We start from the raw sequence: 22,335 nt of genomic DNA, 5'->3' as shown, positions 1-22,335 counted from the left end.
TCCACTGATCTATAGGGAATCTTACTTAGTTTTCCAATAGTCGATGAAGTTATGCATCTATTTCCCTCTCCGCCCGCAGCACAAAGAGCCTGCTCACCAGCAGGCTCTTAGGGTTAATGCATCATGGGTAAAGATTCAGTTCAATCCGCCGATTACAGGATGCGGGATATACGGTTCTTCCAGTCTGCGGACTTCTTCCGGGGTCAGACGAAGGGACACCGCTGCTGCTGCATCTTCCAGATGCGCCATCTTGGTCGCTCCGACAATCGGAGCGGCCACAGGTTTCTTCTGAAGCACCCAAGCCAAGGCCACTTGAGCACGCGGGACAGCCCGTTCCTCGGCGATTTCCTTCACCCTAAGTGCGACAATCCGGTCCGCCTCTTCCATTTGTGAATAAAGCTGCTTGGCGAATTCATCGCGCTCGGAACGGGTGCTCGCTTCTTCCCAGTCCCTTGTAAGGCGGCCGCGGGCCAATGGACTCCAGGGAATCACGCCGATGCCCTCCGCTTCACAAAGCGGCAGCATTTCCCGTTCCTCCTCACGGTACAGCAAATTCACATAATTCTGCATGCTGACAAAACGGGTCCAGCCATGCTGCTCTGCAACATGCAGCGCCTTGAGAAACTGCCAGGCATACATGGAGGAAGCTCCGATATAACGGGCTTTCCCCGCCTTCACAACATCATGCAGGGCCTCCATCGTCTCTTCGATAGGCGTCTGGTTATCCCAGCGGTGGATTTGATACAAGTCCACATAATCCGTTCCCAGCCGCTTAAGACTGTGGTCAATTTCACTCAGTATCGCTTTGCGTGACAATCCGCCGCCATTGGGCCCCGGGCGCATTCTGCCATGCACCTTGGTGGCAATGACCACTTCATCGCGGGAGGCAAAATCCTTCAGCGCCCGCCCAAGTATCTCCTCACTGGTTCCGTCCGAATATACATTGGCTGTATCAAAGAAATTAATGCCCAGCTCCAGCGCCTTTTGGATAAACGGACGACTCTCCTTCTCATTCAGTGTCCAGGCATGCGACCCGCGTTCAGGAATGCCATAACTCATGCAGCCGAGGCAAATCCGCGAGACGTCCAGACCGGTAGATCCCAGTTTCACATATTCCAAGATCAACAACTTCCTCTCTATACCAAATGTAATAATAGCCATTCCACTATAGTATAGCGCCGTTAATCGAGAAATAAAAACGCTCTCCCACCCAGTCCGGTTAATACATTGTCTGTAACCAGTTGGATTTCGTCCAGTTCAGTTTACCCGCTCCCGAGCCATTGGAAGCCGTTAGTCTGGCAGCTAGCGCGGAGGGGTCATCCACCGGATAGCTGTAAGGCAAAGCCGAAATTCCAGACCAGGAGAACGGAATAATAGTTGCCGGTACCGGGGCAAGCGGACTTCCGGAGGTGTCACTGTTCCCTCTGAAAGACACGCCATTCAAAGAGTACATCGTGTCGAGCGCCTTGATTTTACCGGTGTAGCTGGAATCTGCGGGATCTGTCTGATTATTGCGCAGCGGATACAAGATATCAACGAAGTTGGATTTCTCTACCAATACCGCCCCGCCTTCCGTAGAAATGGACCCGTTGCTGGTTACTCCAAAGTGGTAGCCCTTGCCGGCAATCGCCGTTTCCATCACTGTTGTGATTCTTGACTTCGCTGCCCAAGCAGCGGAATTATCCGCCAGAATGTTATAGACATGGGCGTTGCCTCCCCGCAGACGCGGCAAGCGGTCCTGAATGTCGAGATAATAATTATGGTGCAGGGTAATGCTTAAATTGGAATTTCCCGAATCAAAAGATGTGGCACCCACCAAATGTCCCTTTTTCTGCGAGCTTGCAACTGCAATGATATCTGCCTTGCTTAAACCGATGGCGCTGCTGCGCAGATAGGCATACATCGGATAAGCAGAGCTGTTGGCCTCCAGCGCGTTGATCTGCCGGGTCACCCAGCTGTTTGGACTCCGGTCATCGCCCTTGAAGGTTGACCAGGAGAGGGTCACCCCGGAAGTGCCCTTCTTCGAATCGACCAGTCCGTCATAGGACTTGTTAAAGGTACAGTGGTCAATCCATACGTTGGTATCCTCTTCAAGCGTGATATAATCCCAGTCGTTTTTGTCGAAATCCCCCTTGCTGGCCTCATCCCATTCCCATAATTCGTCGAATTCGAGATTGCGGATGATCAGGTTGGAGCTGCGTTTTATTGTAAATGACGCATGCTTGATCTTGGCTCCGTTAGCCGAGAAGATCGTCAGACCGTCAAAGCCGTCAAGAGTAACTTTGCTAACTCCTGTCTGCAGCAGTACCGGATGCGTCAATGGAGAATTATGGGCCGCAAACGGTGAGGTTTGAGCAGCGGAAGGGATCTCATTCCAGCCTAGATTCAGGTCATTCATTATCTCAATGACCTTTACACCGGACCCTTTCTTGAGTGCAGCTGCCAGATCAGTCGCAGTGTACACCTTTTTGTAAAGGGAGGTATTCGATTCATTCACAATGCCTCCGCCGGAGTTGCCTGCGGAGAAGCCAGTCAAATTGTATGCACTGAGCGCGTCTGCTGGATAGTAGACGGAGGAACTTCCATCCTGAACGACAGACCAGGTTTCAGTTGTGCTGGTCCAGTTGTTAGCGCCTTCATTTTCAAAATCATAGCTGACTAAAGAAGCTGCGCTGGCCGGGACAATAAATATCAGTGCAAGAATTACAGCGAATCCCATTCCGCTCAGCAGCCTTAATCTCATTCGTTTGGAAGCCATTTTTCTCCTCCTCAAAGTTTGTATAACATGCATCTCCTTAGTTATAACGATTACTGGAGCGTAGCTCCGATATTCGTGCCGCTTGGTGTGCCCGAGCCAATGAGATCACTGCCGCTGGCCAGTTTCAGGAAGTTGCCGAGTGTGAAGGAACCATCCGCATTTCTGACGACTGAAGGGGTCAAGCTGGCGAAGTCGGCACTGCTCGCGACCAGTCCCTTGGCATTCGTGCTGGCATTGCTCTTCCACCAGACATTGGTGCTGAGAACATCTGTACCACTGGTTTTGTCACTGGAGCCGCCGGCAAAGCTCAAATTATTGGTAAACTGGTGTGTCCCTGTGTCAAAAGCAAAATTGCTTTGCCCGTTGCTCCACGAGGTATTGCCTGTCAGCTGAATGGAGCCCGGATTGCTATTGTAGGTGAAGCCATGTTTTTTATTCTGGAAGGCGATGCTGTTCTGTACAATATGATTCACAGAAATTTTCTCCCCGCCCAGCTTGAAGCCGTTGCCGTCACTGTTTGCCGTGCTGCTTCCATCCGAGGTTTGGCCATTTTTGTAGGCGATGCTGTTCTTGATCGTAACCACACCAATCGGGCCTGTTTCCGATTTGGTATATAAATCCCAGCCGTCATCTGTATTCCATGCAGCAATACACTTGTCAAAGACGTTGCCCGGTCCAATCGTCAGTTTGGCGGCAAAACCATCAGCATCCTCCCCATTGTCCGGATCGAAATTGTCGTGGGAGTATACGCCAATGATCTGGTTATAGCTGGGCCAGTCGCTCATATTGGAGAGTGAGGAGGAATAGCGGCTGATCTGCAGCCCTGAATCCCGGTTATGGTGCGTTTCTACATTCTCAATGATATTATAATTGCCGCCAATGAAGATCCCGTTATCTCCGGCACCTTTGATCTCAAGCCCCTTTACCTTCCAGTAATGGCCATAAATCTGCAGTCCGCGTTCAGTAGACCCAAAGGATTCGGCGAAGAAATCAAGCACCGGTTTTTCGTTTCCGTAAGCCACAATATTTTTGCGCAAACTGGTGCTTCCACTGTTCTCCCGTTCAATTGTTACTGGAGCGGAAAAAGTATAGGTTCCCCCGCGCAGATAAATAGTCTCTCCCGGGGCTACTCTAGTAATAGCTGAATCCAGGGTCGTAGGACTGCCGATGGTTCCGGCATTTCCGGCCGCTCCATTCGGCGAGACATACAGTGAACCCGTTGCCGGAGGGGGTGTCGTTGTCGGTGCCACGGTTGGTGTTGGTGTTGGTGTAACTGTTGCTGTTGCTGTGGGTACAGCTGTCGGAGTAGCCGATGGTGCTGGAGTAGAACTGGCTGTAGCCGTCGGTGCCACGGTTGCAGTTGCGGTTGGTGAAGGAGTTGGAGTCGTAGAATCCGTAGTAGAAACAACTACATTGTCGAACTTGGCTGCTGTCTTATAAGCGACCAATCCGATACCGCCGGAAGTCAAATTGTTATCGTGTGCATTCAATTGCAAGACATTATTCACATAAAAGTTGATCGTGCTTCCGCTTAGCTCTAGCTTAACCGTGTACACTGTACCGGCAGTGACAGGGAAGTCTGTTTTAGTGGCAAGTGTAGTGCTGGAGCCGCCGACCTTCTTCCGGATTTCCAGCGTACCCCCATTGCTGTTGGAGAGCGAAGCCGCATAATAATTATTGCCATCTGTATAACGGCCGCAGAGATAAGTGCGGTTTGTGCCGTTAAAGTTGTCAATTTTCACATCTGCCTGCACGCTGTAGTCAGTCCAGCTACTGTTGCCCGCCGAGGAGCGCCCTTCCGTATTACCCGATTGATAATAGACATGAGAGCTACCGTCCTGCAGCACTGTCCATGAGCCTGACGTGTGGGTCCAGCTGCCGGCATTGCCGGATTCAAAATCATCACTGAAGATGCTTGCCGCTTGAACGGATGGAATACTTCCACCCACCCCTGAGAGAGCCAGCATAGCCGAAAGCGCAATCATTGCAGAGAATGCAAATCGTTTTTTTATTTTCACGTTAACATTTACCTCCAATAGGTTATATTCTTTCAGTACCTGTTGCGGTATTTACGAATTCATCCCTGTTTCTGCTTCTTCAAATCAGCACAGTACCTATCCCGGCATCGCATCCCTCACTTCACTTTAAACTTAAGACTGCCGAAAAATCAAAAGCCTGCTCTTTTGCAGTGGTCAGCCTAATCTCAATCATAAGTATTTATTGAGAATTGTACAGTCTTTTTCACCCCTCATTATTACATTTATGTGAAATATTGAACACTTGGGTAATCACCCTCGGTGTACATTGCTGAGCATATGAAAAGCCAACAAAAAACATTCGTTTTTGTTGGCCTGCTCGTCTTGTAAGGCTATATGGAGTTAAACTACTCAGTTTTGGATATAAGGTTTCAAACTTTGCAGCAGTGTCTGCAGCTTCCCGGAGCACTCTTCGTACATCTGTTTGGCTTCCTTTTTGTCGGTGGAAAGGCTGAACAGTTCCAGATCGGCTTCACATTTCTTCAGCAGCGCATATAGCTGGGGTTTATCCTGCGGCTTTGGCACCTGCACCTTGTCCGCATATAGATCCACAGTAAGTTCGCCATAGGAATCCACCTGGCCGAGGAATACATTTTCAGCGGTTAAACCCTGCTTTTCAAGCTGGCCCTGCAGCCAGCCTCGGGACAAATTCAGCGTATCCAAAGGTTTGTCCATGATCTTGCCGTCCATAATAACGGCTTGAGATTCCTTCTCAGGAGCCACTTTAATGCCCATATCTTTTGGTGTCAGCGCCTGATTCTCCCGGGTAAGCAGGACGTTAATCGCTCCATCCGATTCCATGATCGCAAATTCGACATCTGCCAATTTGAAGACATCCTTCTTCCGCAGCTCCTCCAGCAATTCGTCAGTTGTTAAACGCTCTTTTTTCATATTTTCTTCCAGAATTTTACCGTCTTTGATTAGCACGGTTGACTTGAAGTCAATGAAATCCCTGGCCTTCTTGCTCTTGATTTGCAGAAACTCGATACCAAGGGAGAACGCCACCCAGACGATCAGCGAAATCATCCCCAAATGCCATGTTTTATCGGTATCGAGGGATATGTAAGCCGCCAAGCTACCTACTGTAATTCCAGTGATATATTCGAAAAAAGACAGCTGCGAAACTTGTCTCTTCCCCAGCAGCTTTGTCAAAAAGAAGAGCACAACCACCGCGAAAATTGTCCGCCAAATCACCTCAAGCCATTCCGGCATGATTACTACCTCCTAAGTTTAGAATTACCGCATGTCAACATGCTCATTATTTGTTAAAGGGCGCAGACCTAACCAAGAAATAATTTCTTGTTTAATCCAAAAGACCAACGCTTCGAATTAGAATTTTTTACCTGTATTTCTGCATCTTCACCGGTGGATACTATGATTCGTTCAGTTTGCTAACTACCTAAAAGGAGGCAATATCTAATGACTGTATCCTCACAAGTGAAGACTTGCCTGTCATCGCTGAAAAGCGCGCAAGCGAGTCTGGAGCAATTCGCGATGGAGACTCAAAACCAGCAGGCCAAAACCTTGTTCACAAGTGCAGCGGAACAGACGCAGCAAATTGTGCAGCAGGTTGAAGGCCGTGTAACCGAACTTGAACAAGAGGAGCCACAATACAAAGGCTTCTAGGATGTAATCTTTACTCGTAAACAAAAAGCAGCCGTATCTGCAGACATGTCTGCGGATACGGCTGCTTTATTTACGTTAACACTTGTGCGACCACAGCAGGCGTATTCAGGTACGCCCAGCTATGACACCTGCTTCTACCCAAGCTGCATATGCTTTGCAGAATGGTTCATGACCTCAGCAATTTCAAGCTTGCGGCCGGTCTTGGCACTCTCAAGGGCGCCGAATACCATCGCCATGCTGTAGCGGTTATCCCTGCAGTCTGTTTCAGCAGGACGCTGCTCGGAGAGCGAAAGGAACATCTCTTCCAGACAGCCATGATGGAAGGTCTCATCCATCGAAACGGCCTGTGCTTCTACCTGCTCATAGTCACGGATGAACTTACCGGACTGGTCACCACCTGCGATTACTTCAGCATAAGGCATGCCTACACCATCCCAGAGAATAACCCCTTTCTCCCCCTGAATCCGCCACGACGCTTCCCAAGAGGTGGGTGCACCTTCCGCACACCAGGACCCTTGATAGCAAAATACAGAGCCATCCGACATTTCGAAGATGCAAATAGCGGCAGCCTGGCCTTCATACCAGGAGCCGGGTGGATTAAATTCCTGACAGTACACTGTAACCGGATCAGCTCCGCTGATAAAACGGGCCTGATCGAAGGTATGTATGGCCATGTCCAGCAGGAGCGGACTGCTCATCACCTCGCGGAAACCGCCAAAATGGGGGGCGAGGAAGAAACTCGCTCCGATATAACCCGTCCGGCCGACCGTACCTGCGTCGACAAGCCCGCGCAGCGAGCGGATGCGCGGATCGTACCTGCGGTTCTGCATGACAGCATGTGTTCGTCCGGTGCGTTCCGACAACGCAACAATCTCATTGCACTCCTCCATCGTTTCAGCCAAGGGCTTCTCGCTGAACACGTCACATTCCAGTTCAAGTGATGTACTTGCGATAGAATAATGACTGGACGGAACTGTGACGTCAAACACAAGGTTGGCACCCGTTTCTATAATTGCCTGCCGTATCTCCGTAAAGGCCGGAGTGGAAAGCCCATATTTCCCGGCCATAGCCTGTGCCGACTCCAGCTTGATATCTACAAGGGCAACGATTTCGACCTCCGGGCGTTTCAACGCATAGCTGATCCATTCATTGGCCATTCCTCCGCAACCGGCAATCGCAACACGGTATTTTGCTGTCATTGGTAGTTCCCCGCTTTCTGTATTAGACCGGATTGGGTATAAAGCTGCCGCCGCGGCAGTGTTTCAAATAGTTCAGAGCATGAACTTGTCCGGTCATCTCCAGCTCATCACGATATACCGGGTCATGCCAGCCTTCAATGTCGATGGTACCTTTGTAACCGGCTTGGCGCAAAATCGTGATCACATCAGCCCAGTTCGTGTCTCCAAAACCCGGGGTCCGGTGCCATACATAAGGCTTCGGACCATGGATGCCGTATTCCTTGACAATGTCCCAGGCGATTGTAGCATCCTTGCCATGGACATGGAATATTTTATCCGTCCACTTGCGCAGCTGCGGGAGCGGATCAATCAGGGCGACCATCTGGTGGCAGGGCTCCCACTCCAAGCCGAGATTATCTGCCGGAACCGCGTTGAACATCTTTTCCCAGGCTGTAGGATTATGCGCAATATTCCAGTCTCCGGAGTCCCAATTACCGCCCATCGAGCAGTTCTCAAATGCAATTCGCACCCCCCGGTCAGCCGCTCTCTTGGAAAGTTCCCCGAAGACCTGCGTGAATTTAGGTATTGATTCATCTATTGACTGCCCTGTCAGACGTCCTGTGAAACCGGATACCATATCTGTGCCGAAGAGATGGGCATGATCAATCAAACGTTCCCAGCTGGCCAGGGTATCCGCATTATCGCCGGCACCGGTTAGCGGGTTGCCGAATATGCCGACTGAGGAGATAACAAAATCATGCTCTGCAGCCAGTTCCCGTACACGCGCCGCGGTTTCTATCAGATTCGTCTCTCCGGTGGTCTGCCAAAAGGTAAGACTGAAGGATTCAAATCCGTGTCCAATTATTTGAGGAATCACTCTTACAGCATCTCCCCCGCCAACCAGTGTTCCGATTCTCATTGTATCTTCCATCTTGTGTACCACTCCAATATTGGTTTATAGTAAGTTCAGCAAATCAAGTATATAGCTCATTTGGTGTGAATTCTCGTTTTATCTTGTGTTAATATAGCTCAATATTGGGGGAGTTGAAAGAAGTCATGACTTATCCGAAGGAGCTTAAGGAATACCCGCAGCTCGAAGAGAAAACCTATCCGTTCCGCCTTTTTTTTAATGAGTGCCGGGAGGCTAAAGTGGAACAGAATATCCTTTTCTTGCATTGGCATGAGCATTTCGAAATCATTGTGATGCAGGAAGGCCATGCGATCTTTCATGTGGACAGCAAACCTTATGAAGCCGGGCCGGGTGATGTGATTATTGTTCCTTCAGGCGGTTTGCATGTCGGTTACAGTTTATACAGCGGGGATATTTCTTACGTATCCATCGTGTTCCATGCTTCACTGTTCAAAGACAGAAACCAGGACTCCCAGCATGAGCAATTCGTTGCACCCTATTTGAATAACCGGTTTCAGTTTCCGGTCAAACCCGCCGATCTGAACCCGGCTTGCTCCTGTTATTATCCCCTGCTGCAAGCCATCATTGCCGAAGTGCGCAGTAAAGGCCCTGCTTTTCAACTGGTTGTAAAGAACCAATTGCATTTGTTCTTTACCCTGCTGTCACGCAGCTTTCCGCCGCAGCAATTGTCAGAGAGGCATCAGAGCGAGCGCCATTCCATTAACCGCGAACGCTTTAAACCGCTGCTGGAATATCTGGAAGCTCATTTTGATGAGAAGATCACTATTGAATGGGCTGCAAAGTTTGTCAATCTGAATCCTTATCATTTCTGCAAAACCTTCAAAAAGCTGACCGGACGCACCTTTATCGACTATGTGAACTTAAGCCGGATCCATGAAGCTGAACGTCTGCTGCTGGAGTCGGATTTGACCGTAACAGAAATTGCCGGCAAAGTGGGCTGCGATAACCCCAATTATTTCACCAAACTCTACAAGCAATACAAAGGGATTACTCCTTCCGGGGCGCGCAAATAGTTCACTCCTCCACCATAACACGTAAAACAGCACCGTTCCTGGGAAGCGAACGGTGCTGTTTCTTGGGCAGGAAGATCATAATTAGCTTTCCTTCAACTATAATGATGTTTTACTGAAAATCACATTTCGGATATTTCCACCCAGCGCCTCTGTTCAATAGAGCGTTCAACAGCTTCCAGAACAGCCTGACATTTTACTCCGTCATGGAAGTTTGGCTCCGGCTGGCGTCCTTCCGCAATGGCGGTGGAGAGCTCCAGCATCTCGTGGATAAACGTATGCTCGAACCCGATGGTATGGCCCGGCGGCCACCAGGCTTCGGCGTAATCATGGGCCGGATCGGTGGCAAGCACACGCCGGAAGCCCTGTACATCCTCATCGTCCGAGGTCAGGTACACCTCCAGCTCATTCATCCGTTCGAAATCGAATTTCACACTGCCCAGACTGCCGTTAATCTCAAAAGAATTGGTCGAGCGGTGACCCGCAGCAAAACGAGTAGCTTCAAAGCTGCCCAAAGCACCACTTACAAACCGGGCCAGAAACAGTGTCGCATCGTCAACAGTCACTTCTCCTGTTGGGGCATCTTTGCTTGCCTTCGCACTTAAGCCGGTCATCTCAGCGGCTAGCGGACGCTCTTTGATAAAGGTCTCGCTCATTCCGATTACTTCCTGCATATCGCCGACCAGGAAATGGGCAAGATCAATTAAGTGTGCTCCAAGATCGCCATGCGAGCCGGAACCGGCAATCTCCTTCTGCAGTCTCCACACCAGCGGGAAATCCGGATCTATAATCCAGTCCTGCAGAAACCAGGCACGGAAATGATAGATCTTCCCGAGTCTTCCGCTCTCAATCAGCCGCTTCGCCAGCCTGACTGCCGGTGAGAACCGGTAATTGAAGCCGACCATATGAATGATGCCCGCATCCGTCGCAGCCTCCAGCATCTCACGGGAATCCGCAAGATTCAGCGCCAGCGGCTTTTCGCAGAAAATATGCTTGCCTGCTTTGGCTGCTGCCAGAGCAATTTCCTTATGGGCATTGCTGGGCGCGTTGATATCAATGAGGTCAATATCCTCCCGGGAGATGAGCTCTTTCCAGTCGGTCACACTATCAGACCAGCCAAGCTGTAAAGCTGCTTCTTGCAACGCAGCGGTATTCCTCCCGCATATCATAGACATTTCCGGTCTCAGTGCCTGCGGAAAAAACATGGGAAGGCTGCGGTAGGCGTTGCTGTGGGCTTTACCCATAAACTTGTAGCCGATCATTCCGATGCGAAGCTGTTTCATCTTATTCCTCCTTTGGTTCACTTTTCTTCGATGAAGCACGAACGAAGAGTTCCGTGGCTAATAACTTTGTAACCGCTTAATGTACACGCGTACATTCTTTCATGCCATTTCACATTCGTCAACCTGAAATTTCTTTCACCCTTTAGTACTTCCCCCAAATCGGTTCGCCGCTTCGGGCACCAATGTATCTCAATTTACAGTTGACGAATCCACTAGAAGGCTCAGACCGTGGAATAGTTACAAGTTCATAAATCAGCCGGTATACCGGCCGCACCGCATTAGAATCCTTAATCCATCTAAGCTTGACATCCATATATCGCTTATAGATTTCTAAGGCTATCTCAGGTGTTAGCAGCGGGGCAAGCCTGGGCTCAGCCAACTGTTGGAGCATCTCGCAAGAGACGCCGGAATAAAGGCAGGTATTCCCGGTTGCTGTGCTGATACTAATCGTTACCTGCTCTCCGTTAACCGGAATCTCGCCAATGTAGACAGGCAAAAAGAAAAACTCACGGCTGCGGGGTTCATCCTCCAGGTCATCCTTATCAACTTCCAGCCGCAGATAGGAAGCATAGTCCGGGAACACCTCACGCAGAAACCGTTCCGCTTTAACCCAGCATTGCTGCCGGCTCAGGGGACAAAGCGGCTGCTCCTTTCCCGGGTCATCCCGATGAAAGCGGAGCAAGGTTCCTGTCGTCTTTTCGATCTGCAGCTTAAACGGAGAGTCCAGATTCCTGAGCTTGTCTCCCCACCTATACTTCATATATCCGTCTACAGAGAGTGCTGCCTGCTCAGGTTCATCTTCCAGTTCATCTATATGCCTGTACTGCAACATAATACGTTCGCCATCGTCTGAAGACTTCTCAAGCTCGTATAGCTCCGGATTTATGCCAAGCAGCTGCTGCCAGTCAGCAATGCTGCGGTTTGCACCCGTTTTAGCTTCTTCCGGCCCACTTCCCGCAGTTTCTGTCGGCCCTTCATCGACTTTGAGCGAATGAATTGATGGCAAAGCGTAATGTTCAGGTCCGAAGCAGTCCCTTCCGCTTACAGCATCAATAAATCGCATAAGCGGAGCCGGATTATATACCATCCGATACTCATCTTCTGTACCGGGCACATCGTAGATGGAAGGAGATAATGTTGTGATTTGCAGCTCCATATGGGTGTGACACAGCAATTGTTCTTTTACTGCACCTTCGTTAACGAGGACGGCAGGCCATTCCGGTGTTGGAGCTGATTTAAGATGATGACGGTAACGGATAATGCCCAGCCCTTGATCCAGCGTCACCTCACAACCTGTGTCTGGGAGAGGCAGGCCACCGACTTCTTCTCTGTACGTAATTCGTCTTCTGCTGTCATCCGTATGAATCCAAGTCAAACCAGCCGCGTCCGGTGCATGCTTGCCCACAAAGGCATCTGCTATTTTCCTCGCTTCCTCCCCCATGCCCTTGGGATCTTCCCTGTCATTGGTTTCCTCATTAGGTTCCATATCCACATTCAAGTCCACCAGACAACCGGTAGTCAAATCCAGAGAGATCTCAAGGGTCCATTCCTTGTTCTCCGGGTCTTCCCAGATAAAAGAGCGATTGACCGCATCCCGCGTTGGCGTGCTGTCTTCCATCACCAAACGGTAATGCTGGGGAATTGCGACAATGTTCATTGCTTGCGTGCGCAGTCTATCAAAGTTTGCTTCCATTTCAACCTCCAGCCAATTGAGTTACTCCGAATAATCTTTCAGCCAAATCTGTACATGCTTCAAAAAACGCCGGGTTGCCGGTGATGCATACTTCATAGAATGAACGGCAATGCCAAGCGAACGAAAACTGCGCTCCTCCAGCTCCAGCATAGCTACATTATGATTTTGGCGCGAGATGACCATTTCAGGGAGAACACTGATGCCGAGACCATTTTCCACCATTGCAATGATGGCATAATCATCTCCGGCCGTGAATTTGATATTCGGCTGGATTCCCGCCCGCTCAAACACACGCCTGGCATCATAATCCGATCCGGCCTTCTGAATAATAAAATCCTCATAGGCCATTTGCGCAAGCGGCATATATGGTGCTTTGCTCAAGGGATGGTCTTGGGAGAGGATGGCCAGCATCCGGTCCTGTTTCAGGGGAAACACCTCAAATTTATCCCGGGTGGGGAGTGAAATAAAACCGCAGTCGACGACCCCAGCCTCAATCCACTGCTCAATCTCCAGATAGCCGCCCTCCATCAGCTTGAATTCAATATAAGGGTATTCCTTGCGGAACTCTTTAATCATCCCCGGCAGCCAATGCACAGACACACTGGTAAACGTGCCAATCGTAATCGTCCCCGTTTCCAGCCCGTGAATGTCGGCAACCTGCTGCTTCAACTGCTCATTCCATTTCAGGATTTCACGGATAGGCTGCACCACCTGCTCACCGTTGACCGTTAATTTGACCCCCGAGCGGTTTCTTACCAGCAGCGAAAAGCCGAATTCCATCTCCAGGCTGCTGATGGTATGACTGATCCCGGACTGGGTAAAGCCCAGAACATCAGCAGCTTTGGTCAGGCTGCCCAGCTCCACAACCTTCAGAAACACCTCATATTTAGTGATGCTCAAGGACTCCGGCCCCCTTCTTTATTTACATGAATTTTCCTCATGCTTCCTATGATAAACATTCAGTTACCTTATGTAATAAGCCATATTATACTATAATCACTTGACGTAAAGAAGGATGATGACGAGATGAAGCCGCTTAAGGCTGAGCTAATGCTCATTGTAGTAACAATGTTCTGGGGTTCCTCCTACATCTTCATGAAGATGGGACTGGATACACTGGGGGAATTTAATCTGATTGCACTGCGTTTCGGCCTTGCTTTTGTGCTGGCGGCCATTTTGTTTCACAAGCGTCTACGCAGAATAGACCTTAGAACCTTGAAATATGGAGCACTGCTCGGATTCCTGCTGCTGGTCGTATTCACCTGCATCACCTTCGGACTGAAGACAACTACTACCTCCAATGCCGGATTTCTGGTCGCTTTGACCGTTATTTTTGTTCCACTGATCGATGTGCTTGTTTTCAGAAAAAGAGTCGCTCCCCCGCAGATCTTTGGCGCTGTACTGGCCATTTCGGGGATCGGGCTCCTGACCTTAAATTCCTCGCTGCATGTGCAGCCGGGTGACCTGCTGTGCATCCTGTCAGCAGTATTTTATGCTGTGCAGATCCTTGTCACCGGCAAAGCGGTAAAAACCTGCGACTCCTTGAATATCGGCATTTTGCAGTTAGGTTTTGCCGGTGGGTACGCCCTTGTGCTGTCTGCTGTCTTCGAGACACCGTCATTGCCGTCTTCCATGCCAGGCTGGATTGCCATTCTTGCGCTTGGCATTCTCTGCAGCGCCTGCGGCTTTATCTTACAGCCGGTAGCCCAGAAATACACTACCCCGACACGCACCGGCCTGATCTTCTCCCTTGAGCCTGTGTTTGCTGCCTTTTTCGGCTTCTGGTTTGCCGGGGAACAGCTGTCCATGCAAGGTTACACCGGGGCAGCGCTAGTACTGCTGGGGATCGTCGCCTCCGAACTGCTGGGAAAAATGCCGCTGAACGCCAACATGAACCGAATGCCGAGAAAACGCAGGGCGGATTTGTGAAACAGTCATGGCTATGGAGGCTTTGCGTAGGGATTTCGGATTTTTCGTAAATCATCCCAGCTTGTTATTCTACATTAAAGGTAAAGTACTGTTTCGGAAAAGGCTCTTTAATCAGCGTAAAATGCCACCACTCTTTACTGTACGGCTTAAACCCATGCTTCGCCATAGCATCTTTCAAAAGCTTGCGGTTGGCATGCTGCTTGGCGCTGACCAGTGAAGTATTATAATAGGAGATCTCGCCGAAAAAATCATACGGGCTGCCCATATCGACCAGGGCACCCGTTTTTTTGTCGGCGAGAGACAGATCAATCGTGCTGCCTCTGGAATGTCCCGACTTTTTGGCGATAAAACCAAGCTTGAACAGATTCTGTTTGTCCAGCTTAGGATAATACTGCAGCTTCATCTTAATGTCTCCGGCATCCTGCGACCAGCGGACAAAATGATTAACTGCTTTTTGCGGGCGGTAAGCATCATATATTCTAAGAATGTATCCTTTTCGCTCCAAATCGTCACTAACCTTCTTCAATGCCGCCGCCGCCGTTTTTGAGAAGATCGCCAGAGGAGCTTTGTACCCGTCAACCCGTGTACCGGTAAAATTATTATCGCTATAATAACGAATTTCATATTGTGCGGTTGGAATGATCTCATCCAGATAAACAAAACCATTGGGCAGGTTCTTCTTTTTCTGGGTGCTAACTTGCTGTGCTGATGCGCCTGCCTTCTGACCGGATTCACTTGCCGCTGTTGCATAGCTTTCGGTGTTGCCTGAGGTCATCCCCAAGATCAGCAAGAGCATGATCGCCGTCAGCCTTTTGCCTGTCCTATGCTGCTTCATAATTAAGATAAAGCTCCTTCCTTCCCCTAGTTCGGATCCAAGTACGTATTGATAAACTTTTGAACATCAGGAGTAAACTCATTGTTATTGCGGTCCAGCAGTGCGAGCAACTCCTCTATGGTTCTGAGAAGTTCGCTATCTCCGCTGCCGGTCAGAATTGCAGCTTCATAAGCTTGCCGGAGTTCAGAGTTAATAATAACCGGAGCACCTTCTTCGATATAATCATACGCTGGTGTATTCCCGGAGCCAATGAACAGATTTACTTTTTTACTCCATAGTGTAAGTTTGACCGCTTCAAGCCTGTCAGAGAGCGGATACCTTCTAACGAAATCTTCCATTGCAAGTGTCCTGGCCAAAAGCTCATTCCAGCTAATTATGATTGAACCTTCCTTGAGACTAGGCTTGTTCGATTCTGCTGCCATCATATCTATATATGTTCCTATATCAGTCTTAATATAAGGCTTGAACGCCTTATAGCTTTCATAATTCATTACCGGATAGTACATACCTTCACTGGTTCTGATTTTATACCCTTTATCTCGTCCTTCAATTAGTACTGTACGTATCTTGGAATCTTTAATGTTGTTTAGCAAGGAGGTATAGGTAAGTCCGTTTTTCCGAACCGCTGCGTCAATCGCCTGACGGACCGCTTCCGGATCCAATTTTTCCGTATATTTTGGCAACTCGGCCTTCTGCGCATTTTCTAACTGCAAAGTCATTTGGGTAGCATACCAGAGCCCGGCTTCGTCAATATGATTGATGAGATAGCTGCGCGCCTTAGCGAGTGTAGATGACTGCTGTACGTATGTCTGGAACTGTTTGTACACGGCTGCGGATTGCTGTGTACCAGCGGCGTAAGCAGGCTGAGCTACGAATGCTGAGTATCCTTCCGCCGTACCCAGAAGAATGGATAAGCTTAGCAGGATCTTTCTATTCCAATGTGAACCGAATTGGCTCTGCTGTGTCATAATGCCCCCCTTATAGTACGTGATTCATGTTCAGCAGGTGTGATATCCTTGCGCCGGTAGATGCCCATAAGCAGTCCAAGCGCCGCATACTCAATGAGAACATGGCCCCCATAGCTCATGAACGGAAATGGAATGCTGGTCAGAATCATTTTGCCGCTTAGCACCAGGAGACCGTAGAACAGTCCCATAGCAAGTATGAGTGATAGTGCAATAATGACACTCTTGCCATAATAATCTTTCACTGCCTGAATTGAAGAGAAGAGCTTGATTAAAAACCAAAGAGTTATACCCAGCAGCACCAGCCCGCCGCCCCAGCCGAAGCAGTATACCAGATAAGCAGGAAGCATATTTATATATGCAAAGGACAGGCTCTTGAATTCAGCACCGAAGCCATGTCCGCTCCAGCCTGCTGATGCAATGACTTCATTCAGGGTCTTATAAACAAATCCACTGGACTCCGGATTGATATTGTAATTGATTGCACCCAGAATCCGGTCTCTCAACTGTTGATTATTCCACGCATACCGGAGGCCCGCCGCTAGAAAAAAACCACCGATCAACGTCGAACGCAACCAGGCCCCGGAAAGCCAAGTATACAATATCAGTGAACAGACCAAATACAGCAACAACACAGGTATGGGTCCAGCAATGATGTAGGCCGCCGCCGGTCCAAGGAGAATAGCTAACTCCGGGAGCAAATTCCGCTTAGTTCCCAGCTTGCCATCCGCTTTAAATTTTGAGAAGATGCCTGCCAGCGCAACTAGCACAATATATGGACTATAAGAGACCAGGTTGATCTCGATTCCCCCAAAAGCCAAAAAATAAGTCCGGCTCCCGTTCACATAGAGGCCCCATTTCAAACTTGCGACTATCCCCGCTATTGAAAAGATGTACAGCAGCCAGGACAGCTTTTGAAGCCTGCGAAAATTGATGAAATAGCAGGCAGTCATTAAAGCAATCCCGATCAACATAAAGCTTAATTGCTTCGGCAGAAAGCTTGCAGGAACTCTCGGGTTGTTCATAAAGCTTGCTTCCAATGAACCCATCCCCAACAACCCAATCGCAGAGAACAACAGCAGAGCTCCCAGCAAACCCCATGGAGTCCTTGGTTTATGAATATGATGCAGATCCTTTCCTACAGCTTTCGGATCACCCATTTGCGCAACCGCCAAAACTTCTGCCTCTGCTTTGGATGCACCAAGACTTTCCTGCTCAATCATCAGATCCTCCAAATGGCCCCTAAGCTCGCTGCGGATCTCGGCATGCATTTTCTTGGCTTTGACTTCACCGCATACTTTGTCCAAATACTGCTCCAGCCCACTTTTCGACTCCACTATGCTCCACCCTCCCCAAGTACAGTATCCACCGCTTTTTTAAATAAACGCCACTCGGACTGTTTCTCCTTCAGCTTCTCCGCGCCTTCCTTCAATATCCGGTAATATTTGCGCTTCCGCCCCTCAACCTCTACCCAGTAAGACTCTACCCAGCGCTCACTTTCCATCGCATGGAGAATGGGATACAGTGTGCCTTCTTTTAAGGAAAATACACCTTCGGAACGTTGCTCCAGCTCCTTGATCAGCTCATATCCGTACTGCGGCTTGTCCAGCAGCAGCGTTAGAATCAACGTCCCTGTGCTGCCCTTCAGCATTTCTTTGCTGACTTTCATTTTGTTAACACTCCCTTCAGGATTCAATTAGGCCAAAGTCTGACACCGTTCCTTAATACATCGTTATTCTATGTATACTATACATTATTTCACAAATATCGTCCAGCATATGGAAAAAGCACACCCGCATTGCGGATGTGCTTCTAAAACTACAAATGTTCTTATTAGTGCATCATGCCCTGAGCTTTGTGCTGTACAATGACACGTTTCAGGAAGAAGGCGACAACCAGTCCAACAATAGCCATAATCATTCCGAAGATAAAGGCGTTCTGAACCCCATGTGTAAATGCCGGAACAATATTGATAGGATCGGCTGGATTAGTTACGGTCTTCATGAAGCTCTTCGAGCCAGCGGTCATGATGCTGACTGCCAAGGCAGTACCGATTGCACCGGCTACCTGCTGCAGTGTATTCATAATGGCAGTTCCATCGGGATAATATTGCAGCGGAAGCTGGTTAATCCCGTTCGTCTGGGCAGGCATCATAATCATCGAAATCCCGATCATCAGCGCACTATGAAGCACGATAACGAACACAACGGTGGATGTTGGAGTGATGCTGGAGAAGAACCACAGGGATACCGCTACAATGACCAACCCTGGAATCACGAGCCATTTAGGTCCATATTTATCGAACAAGCGTCCCATAATCGGCGACATCAGACCATTGATAATTCCGCCTGGAAGCAGGAGCAGACCGGCTTTAAAGGCAGTATAACCTTGGCCTTGCTGCAGATACATCGGAAGAATCAGCATGGATGAAAGGATAACCATCATACAGATGAAGACCATAAGCACGCCAACTGTAAACATAGGATATTTGAATGCACGCAGATTAATCATCGGCTGCTTCATCGTTAATTGGCGAACAGCGAACAGCACGAGTGCTACTACACCGATAGCGATGGCAATAATTACTTTCGGGCTTCCCCAGCCCGCTTCTTCACCGGCACTGCTGAATCCGTAGACAATGCCTCCAAAACCTAACGAAGACAGCAGAATGGAAAGTGCATCAATTTTCGGCTTCGTCACTTCAGAAACGTTCTGCATAAACAGAATTCCGAAGATCAGTGCAGCTACCAGGAACGGCAGCGACAGCCAGAAAATCCAGTGCCAGCTTAAGCTCTCAATCAATAGTCCGGCAATGGTTGGGCCGATTGCAGGAGCAACCATGATCACGAGTCCAATCAGTCCCATCGCTCCCCCTCTTTTCTCGGCTGGGATGATGAGCAGAATCGTATTGAACATCAGCGGCAGGAGCAGTGCAGTTCCCATCGCTTGAACGACGCGTGCCGTGAGCAAAAACTCAAAACTTGGCGAAATGGCAGCCAGGAAGGTTCCCAGAATTGAGAAACTTACCGCAGCGATAAACAACTGTCTTGTTGTGAACCATTGCAGCAGCAAACCTGAGATCGGAACGAGAATTCCGAGTGTCAGCAAGTAAGCCGTTGTCAGCCATTGGGCCGTTGTAGGTGTGATATTCAGCACCTGCATTAAATCCGTCAATGCCACGTTCAACGCAGTCTCACTGAACATGCCGATAAATCCGGCGAGCAATAAGGAGACGAGGATCGGAATTGTCTTGAACTTTCTTTCTGGGGTTTGCTTCTTTCCTTGCATCGTTGCTTCCACTCTTGTATCCTCCTGAAAATGTATAGTTTTCTCTCTATATTCTTTCTTGTCAGTCCAGTATGGCGGGTATAGCTCTAGCAGCTGCAAGCAGCGGCTGTGTATTGCGGTACGTCAATGTCTGGAGCAGTGCCCCTTCAAACAAAGAGATCACAACGGAAGCCTTATCGGCTGCCATTTGTTGATCTGCGCCTTCAGCAAGCAGCTGTTGCATGACAACGTCCTGCCAGTCGTTGAATACGGCTTGGCATGCCGTCCGCAGCTCCTCGCTTACGCAGGAGGTTTCTACAGACAGCCAGAAGCTGAACGGAACAACGCCTTTAAAGGTTGAGTTCTCAGCATCAGCAGCCATTCCCAGAATGAAATCCTGAATCGCGATTGCCGCACTTTTGCCATTTTCCACATAATGACGCAGCTGCTTAGCGACGATCTCACTGGTCCGGTTAATGCAGGTCAAGGCCAGCTCCTCTTTGCCACGGGGAAAATAATAATATAGCGATCCCTTCGGCGATTCACTGTCTTTGATGATCTGACTTAGCCCGGTAGCATGATAACCTTGGGTAAAAAACAACCTTGAAGCGGTGTCCACAATCGCCTCCCGTGCATTGTGCTTGTTCGACAAGCTCTACACTTCCTTTTACTTTTATAACAATCGGTCTACATAATAAAACCACGGAAGAGGCCTAAATGTCAACGTGAAATTATTTTAAAATTAAACTTTACGGTGCCTATTGAAAATCACCGCTCTAACTAGATAAGGAACTGTAGATCAATTTGAAGAAGCTTAAAAATGAAAAAACTGACCAGGATAAAGCCACCTGGTCAGAGTTTTTAACCTGTATTCAAAGCAGAGTCACTAATCCAGTTCCTGACACCACTCTCTCATGTTGATAAATATCTTTTTAATAACAAGACTGCTTTAGCCCGGTCATTGGTACCGATCTTGGAATAAATGTCACTTAAATAGTTCTTTACCGTTCCCTGAGTCAAAAATAATTTTCCGGCAATTTCCTTTGAGTTATATCCTTCAATAAGCAGCCTTGCAAGGTCAAGTTCTTTTTGCGTTAGCTCAAGTTCCTTACCTGCTTTTTCAAACCCCCTGTTCTTATTGCGGATCGTGAGAGCAAGCTTTTTTGCCACTTTACCAGTAAGCAGCAAATTTCCAGAGAGCGCTTCATCGATGGATTGAACAAGCTTCTCTCCATCGATGTCTTTAAGCAAATAACCGGAAGCTCCGTTGCATAAAGCCTCTATAATATACTCATCATCGTCAAAGGTCGTTGAGATGAGTATAATCACATGCGGGTGGAGCTCCTTAATGGCTTCGGTTGCCTTTACGCCTCCCATACCCGGCATGCGGATGTCCATCAGGATGACATCCGGAACAACCGAGTGCAGCCGTTCAAGCGCTTCTTCGCCGGTTTGGGCCGTCCCAACGATCTCTATCTCCGATCTTATCGAAAGCAAAGTTTCCAAACCTTCAAGCATAATTTTATGATCATCCACAAGCATGACGCTGATTTTGCGATCGCTATCCATTAACCGTCCCCCTTTGCAACAGGCATCCGGACATGGAGTGCAAATCCCTTCATAGGCTCACTTTGCACACTCAACTGACCTCCGATGGCCTCAATTCTTTCTTCCATCGTTTTCAGACCAAACCCAAATATGAATGAATCGCTGCCGATTCCATTGTCCTTTACCCTAATATGAATCGTATCTTGCTGTTCAAGGACAGAGATCTCCATTGCACGCGATTCTAACTGTAAAACATCTACTATTGATGTTTTTCCAGAACCCGTAACACCTTATAATCTCAATATCCAATTTGTCTTTATTTCACATTTTAATTAAAACAGCTTTTTTCAAGAATATACTCTTCGTTGGAATTTTTTAAAACTATATCAAATTTTTGATGATACGGGTGCATAAATAAATCATATTGAATTCTACGCTCTTCATGAGATTTTCTTAAATAATTAATATCTGTTCCTCTTTCAGAAACATCACGTATACTCCTTCTCATCAACTCGGTTTCTCCATCCGTATATAAGTAAACTTTCAGGTCATACAAATTTGGGTCTGTAAAGGCAACACTCATGCCTTCCACTATATTTATTTTGTTGTGTGAAGATATTAACGTACTCTTTGTATAATTCGTGCCTATTGTATAAAAATCTAAACCATCTCTTAACATATGTATGTCTCTTTCTAAAGCGAATATATGATGAGCAGCAGGGTGACAAGCAGTCATTTTTTCATGATGAAGTTCATTGTTATATTCATAGTCGATAAAAGTGTATTTCCTAAGATGAGAGCTGACAATATAGGGGTCAGTATTAATATAATTCACATCATCATGTCCCAGAAGCTTTAAAAAACTATGGGCAAACGTTGTCTTTCCAGATGCACCATGACCCGAAATCCCAATGGTGACTCTTTTAACCTCACCGCTAATCAAATTGGCTATCTTCTGTAATACCTGATCCATATTTGCCCCCATTCCTATTCTATTAATTGATGTTCATTAACTCTCCATAAACCATACATAATTAGGTAATTTGCACAAAAAAAGCGCAGAGTTGCTGGTTTCAACACTACGCTTTTATTGGTCATGCGGACATCTTTTTTTCAACTTTTCTAGCTAGTTTTAATGCACCTTGATCGATATATTTCATATAATAATGCGACAAATTGAATCTCCACCACTTAGCTGACGCTTGAAGGGGTGGATTCTTGCGAACAGAGGAGCAACCTCCTCTTATGGGCAAGCGATCCCTGCGTTCCCGCAGTT

Annotated in this window: 22 protein-coding genes; 3 read left to right on the top strand and 19 right to left on the bottom strand. The window is 48.2% G+C overall.

Annotated elements, in window-relative coordinates; genetic code table 11:
• Positions 1-135 precede the first annotated feature (135 nt).
• The 4 genes from ACAN56_RS34760 to ACAN56_RS34745 all read right to left on the bottom strand — a co-directional run bounded on the left by ACAN56_RS34760 (position 136) and on the right by ACAN56_RS34745 (position 6,006).
• Positions 136-1,119 (bottom strand): aldo/keto reductase, encoded by a 984-nt coding sequence (locus tag ACAN56_RS34760; protein WP_379148597.1) that lies wholly within the window; start codon positions 1,117-1,119, stop codon positions 136-138.
• 100 nt (positions 1,120-1,219) lie between these two features.
• The gene (locus ACAN56_RS34755; RefSeq protein WP_379148595.1) at positions 1,220-2,758 is read right to left on the bottom strand and encodes a pectate lyase family protein; all 1,539 of its coding nucleotides are present in this window, start codon (positions 2,756-2,758) and stop codon (positions 1,220-1,222) included.
• A 50-nt stretch (positions 2,759-2,808) separates the two neighbouring features.
• Positions 2,809-4,110, bottom strand: a complete 1,302-nt coding sequence (locus ACAN56_RS34750) for a right-handed parallel beta-helix repeat-containing protein (RefSeq protein WP_379148628.1) — start codon at positions 4,108-4,110, stop codon at positions 2,809-2,811.
• A 1,035-nt stretch (positions 4,111-5,145) separates the two neighbouring features.
• Positions 5,146-6,006: a DUF421 domain-containing protein gene (locus ACAN56_RS34745; protein ID WP_379148592.1), complete on the bottom strand. Its 861-nt coding sequence runs from the start codon at positions 6,004-6,006 to the stop codon at positions 5,146-5,148.
• Between the two features lie 207 nt (positions 6,007-6,213).
• Between ACAN56_RS34745 and ACAN56_RS34740 the strand changes: the two genes are divergently transcribed.
• Positions 6,214-6,420 (top strand): DUF1657 domain-containing protein, encoded by a 207-nt coding sequence (locus ACAN56_RS34740; RefSeq protein WP_038591399.1) that lies wholly within the window; start codon positions 6,214-6,216, stop codon positions 6,418-6,420.
• 134 nt (positions 6,421-6,554) lie between these two features.
• Here the strand turns inward: ACAN56_RS34740 and ACAN56_RS34735 are convergent, their stop codons facing one another.
• Entirely contained in the window at positions 6,555-7,619 is a 1,065-nt protein-coding gene (locus ACAN56_RS34735) for a Gfo/Idh/MocA family protein (RefSeq protein WP_038591396.1), read from the bottom strand.
• 22 nt (positions 7,620-7,641) lie between these two features.
• Positions 7,642-8,529 carry a sugar phosphate isomerase/epimerase family protein gene (locus ACAN56_RS34730; protein ID WP_379148589.1) on the bottom strand — a complete coding sequence of 296 codons (888 nt, stop codon included), beginning with the start codon at positions 8,527-8,529 and terminating at the stop codon, positions 7,642-7,644.
• A 125-nt stretch (positions 8,530-8,654) separates the two neighbouring features.
• Here ACAN56_RS34730 and ACAN56_RS34725 point away from each other — a divergent pair, with 125 nt between their 5' ends.
• Positions 8,655-9,542 carry a helix-turn-helix transcriptional regulator gene (locus ACAN56_RS34725; protein WP_379148586.1) on the top strand — a complete coding sequence of 296 codons (888 nt, stop codon included), beginning with the start codon at positions 8,655-8,657 and terminating at the stop codon, positions 9,540-9,542.
• A gap of 119 nt (positions 9,543-9,661) precedes the next feature.
• Here the strand turns inward: ACAN56_RS34725 and ACAN56_RS34720 are convergent, their stop codons facing one another.
• The 3 genes from ACAN56_RS34720 to ACAN56_RS34710 all read right to left on the bottom strand — a co-directional run bounded on the left by ACAN56_RS34720 (position 9,662) and on the right by ACAN56_RS34710 (position 13,415).
• Positions 9,662-10,822, bottom strand: a complete 1,161-nt coding sequence (locus ACAN56_RS34720; RefSeq protein WP_038591386.1) for a Gfo/Idh/MocA family protein — start codon at positions 10,820-10,822, stop codon at positions 9,662-9,664.
• A gap of 142 nt (positions 10,823-10,964) precedes the next feature.
• Positions 10,965-12,515, bottom strand: coding sequence for a YcdB/YcdC domain-containing protein (locus tag ACAN56_RS34715; protein ID WP_379148583.1), 1,551 nt, complete (start codon positions 12,513-12,515; stop codon positions 10,965-10,967).
• A gap of 21 nt (positions 12,516-12,536) precedes the next feature.
• Positions 12,537-13,415, bottom strand: coding sequence for a LysR family transcriptional regulator (locus ACAN56_RS34710; protein ID WP_379148581.1), 879 nt, complete (start codon positions 13,413-13,415; stop codon positions 12,537-12,539).
• Positions 13,416-13,541: 126 nt separating this feature from the next.
• Between ACAN56_RS34710 and ACAN56_RS34705 the strand changes: the two genes are divergently transcribed.
• Positions 13,542-14,444, top strand: a complete 903-nt coding sequence (locus ACAN56_RS34705; protein WP_379148579.1) for a DMT family transporter — start codon at positions 13,542-13,544, stop codon at positions 14,442-14,444.
• A 64-nt stretch (positions 14,445-14,508) separates the two neighbouring features.
• Here the strand turns inward: ACAN56_RS34705 and ACAN56_RS34700 are convergent, their stop codons facing one another.
• The 10 genes from ACAN56_RS34700 to ACAN56_RS34655 form a co-directional block, all read right to left on the bottom strand.
• Positions 14,509-15,279 (bottom strand): M15 family metallopeptidase, encoded by a 771-nt coding sequence (locus ACAN56_RS34700; RefSeq protein ID WP_379148577.1) that lies wholly within the window; start codon positions 15,277-15,279, stop codon positions 14,509-14,511.
• A gap of 26 nt (positions 15,280-15,305) precedes the next feature.
• The gene (locus tag ACAN56_RS34695; protein WP_379148574.1) at positions 15,306-16,247 is read right to left on the bottom strand and encodes a hypothetical protein; all 942 of its coding nucleotides are present in this window, start codon (positions 16,245-16,247) and stop codon (positions 15,306-15,308) included.
• Positions 16,244-17,581 carry an FtsW/RodA/SpoVE family cell cycle protein gene (locus tag ACAN56_RS34690; RefSeq protein WP_379148572.1) on the bottom strand — a complete coding sequence of 446 codons (1,338 nt, stop codon included), beginning with the start codon at positions 17,579-17,581 and terminating at the stop codon, positions 16,244-16,246. Before ACAN56_RS34690 ends, ACAN56_RS34695 begins: the two co-directional genes overlap by 4 nt.
• Entirely contained in the window at positions 17,581-17,913 is a 333-nt protein-coding gene (locus ACAN56_RS34685; protein WP_379148569.1) for a PadR family transcriptional regulator, read from the bottom strand. The genes ACAN56_RS34690 and ACAN56_RS34685 overlap by 1 nt, the downstream gene beginning before the upstream one ends.
• Before the next feature lie 164 nt (positions 17,914-18,077).
• Complete coding sequence (locus ACAN56_RS34680; protein WP_038599661.1) at positions 18,078-19,532, bottom strand: DHA2 family efflux MFS transporter permease subunit; 1,455 nt, start codon at positions 19,530-19,532, stop codon at positions 18,078-18,080.
• Positions 19,533-19,593: 61 nt separating this feature from the next.
• Complete coding sequence (locus ACAN56_RS34675) at positions 19,594-20,163, bottom strand: TetR/AcrR family transcriptional regulator (protein ID WP_379148567.1); 570 nt, start codon at positions 20,161-20,163, stop codon at positions 19,594-19,596.
• 260 nt (positions 20,164-20,423) lie between these two features.
• On the bottom strand, positions 20,424-21,080 hold the full coding sequence (locus ACAN56_RS34670) for a response regulator (protein WP_379148564.1): 657 nt from the start codon (positions 21,078-21,080) through the stop codon (positions 20,424-20,426).
• Positions 21,080-21,289, bottom strand: a complete 210-nt coding sequence (locus ACAN56_RS34665; protein ID WP_379148561.1) for an ATP-binding protein — start codon at positions 21,287-21,289, stop codon at positions 21,080-21,082. The genes ACAN56_RS34670 and ACAN56_RS34665 overlap by 1 nt, the downstream gene beginning before the upstream one ends.
• 98 nt (positions 21,290-21,387) lie before the next feature.
• Entirely contained in the window at positions 21,388-22,032 is a 645-nt protein-coding gene (locus tag ACAN56_RS34660) for a uridine kinase family protein (protein WP_038591358.1), read from the bottom strand.
• 121 nt (positions 22,033-22,153) lie between these two features.
• Positions 22,154-22,335, bottom strand: a 182-nt coding sequence (locus ACAN56_RS34655; protein WP_379148557.1) for a hypothetical protein, incomplete at its 5' end; no start/stop codon positions are given.

Source organism: Paenibacillus paludis, assembly GCF_042610515.1.
Taxonomy (GTDB): domain Bacteria; phylum Bacillota; class Bacilli; order Paenibacillales; family Paenibacillaceae; genus Paenibacillus_AQ.
This window is presented reverse-complemented; position numbering and strand designations above follow the sequence as displayed.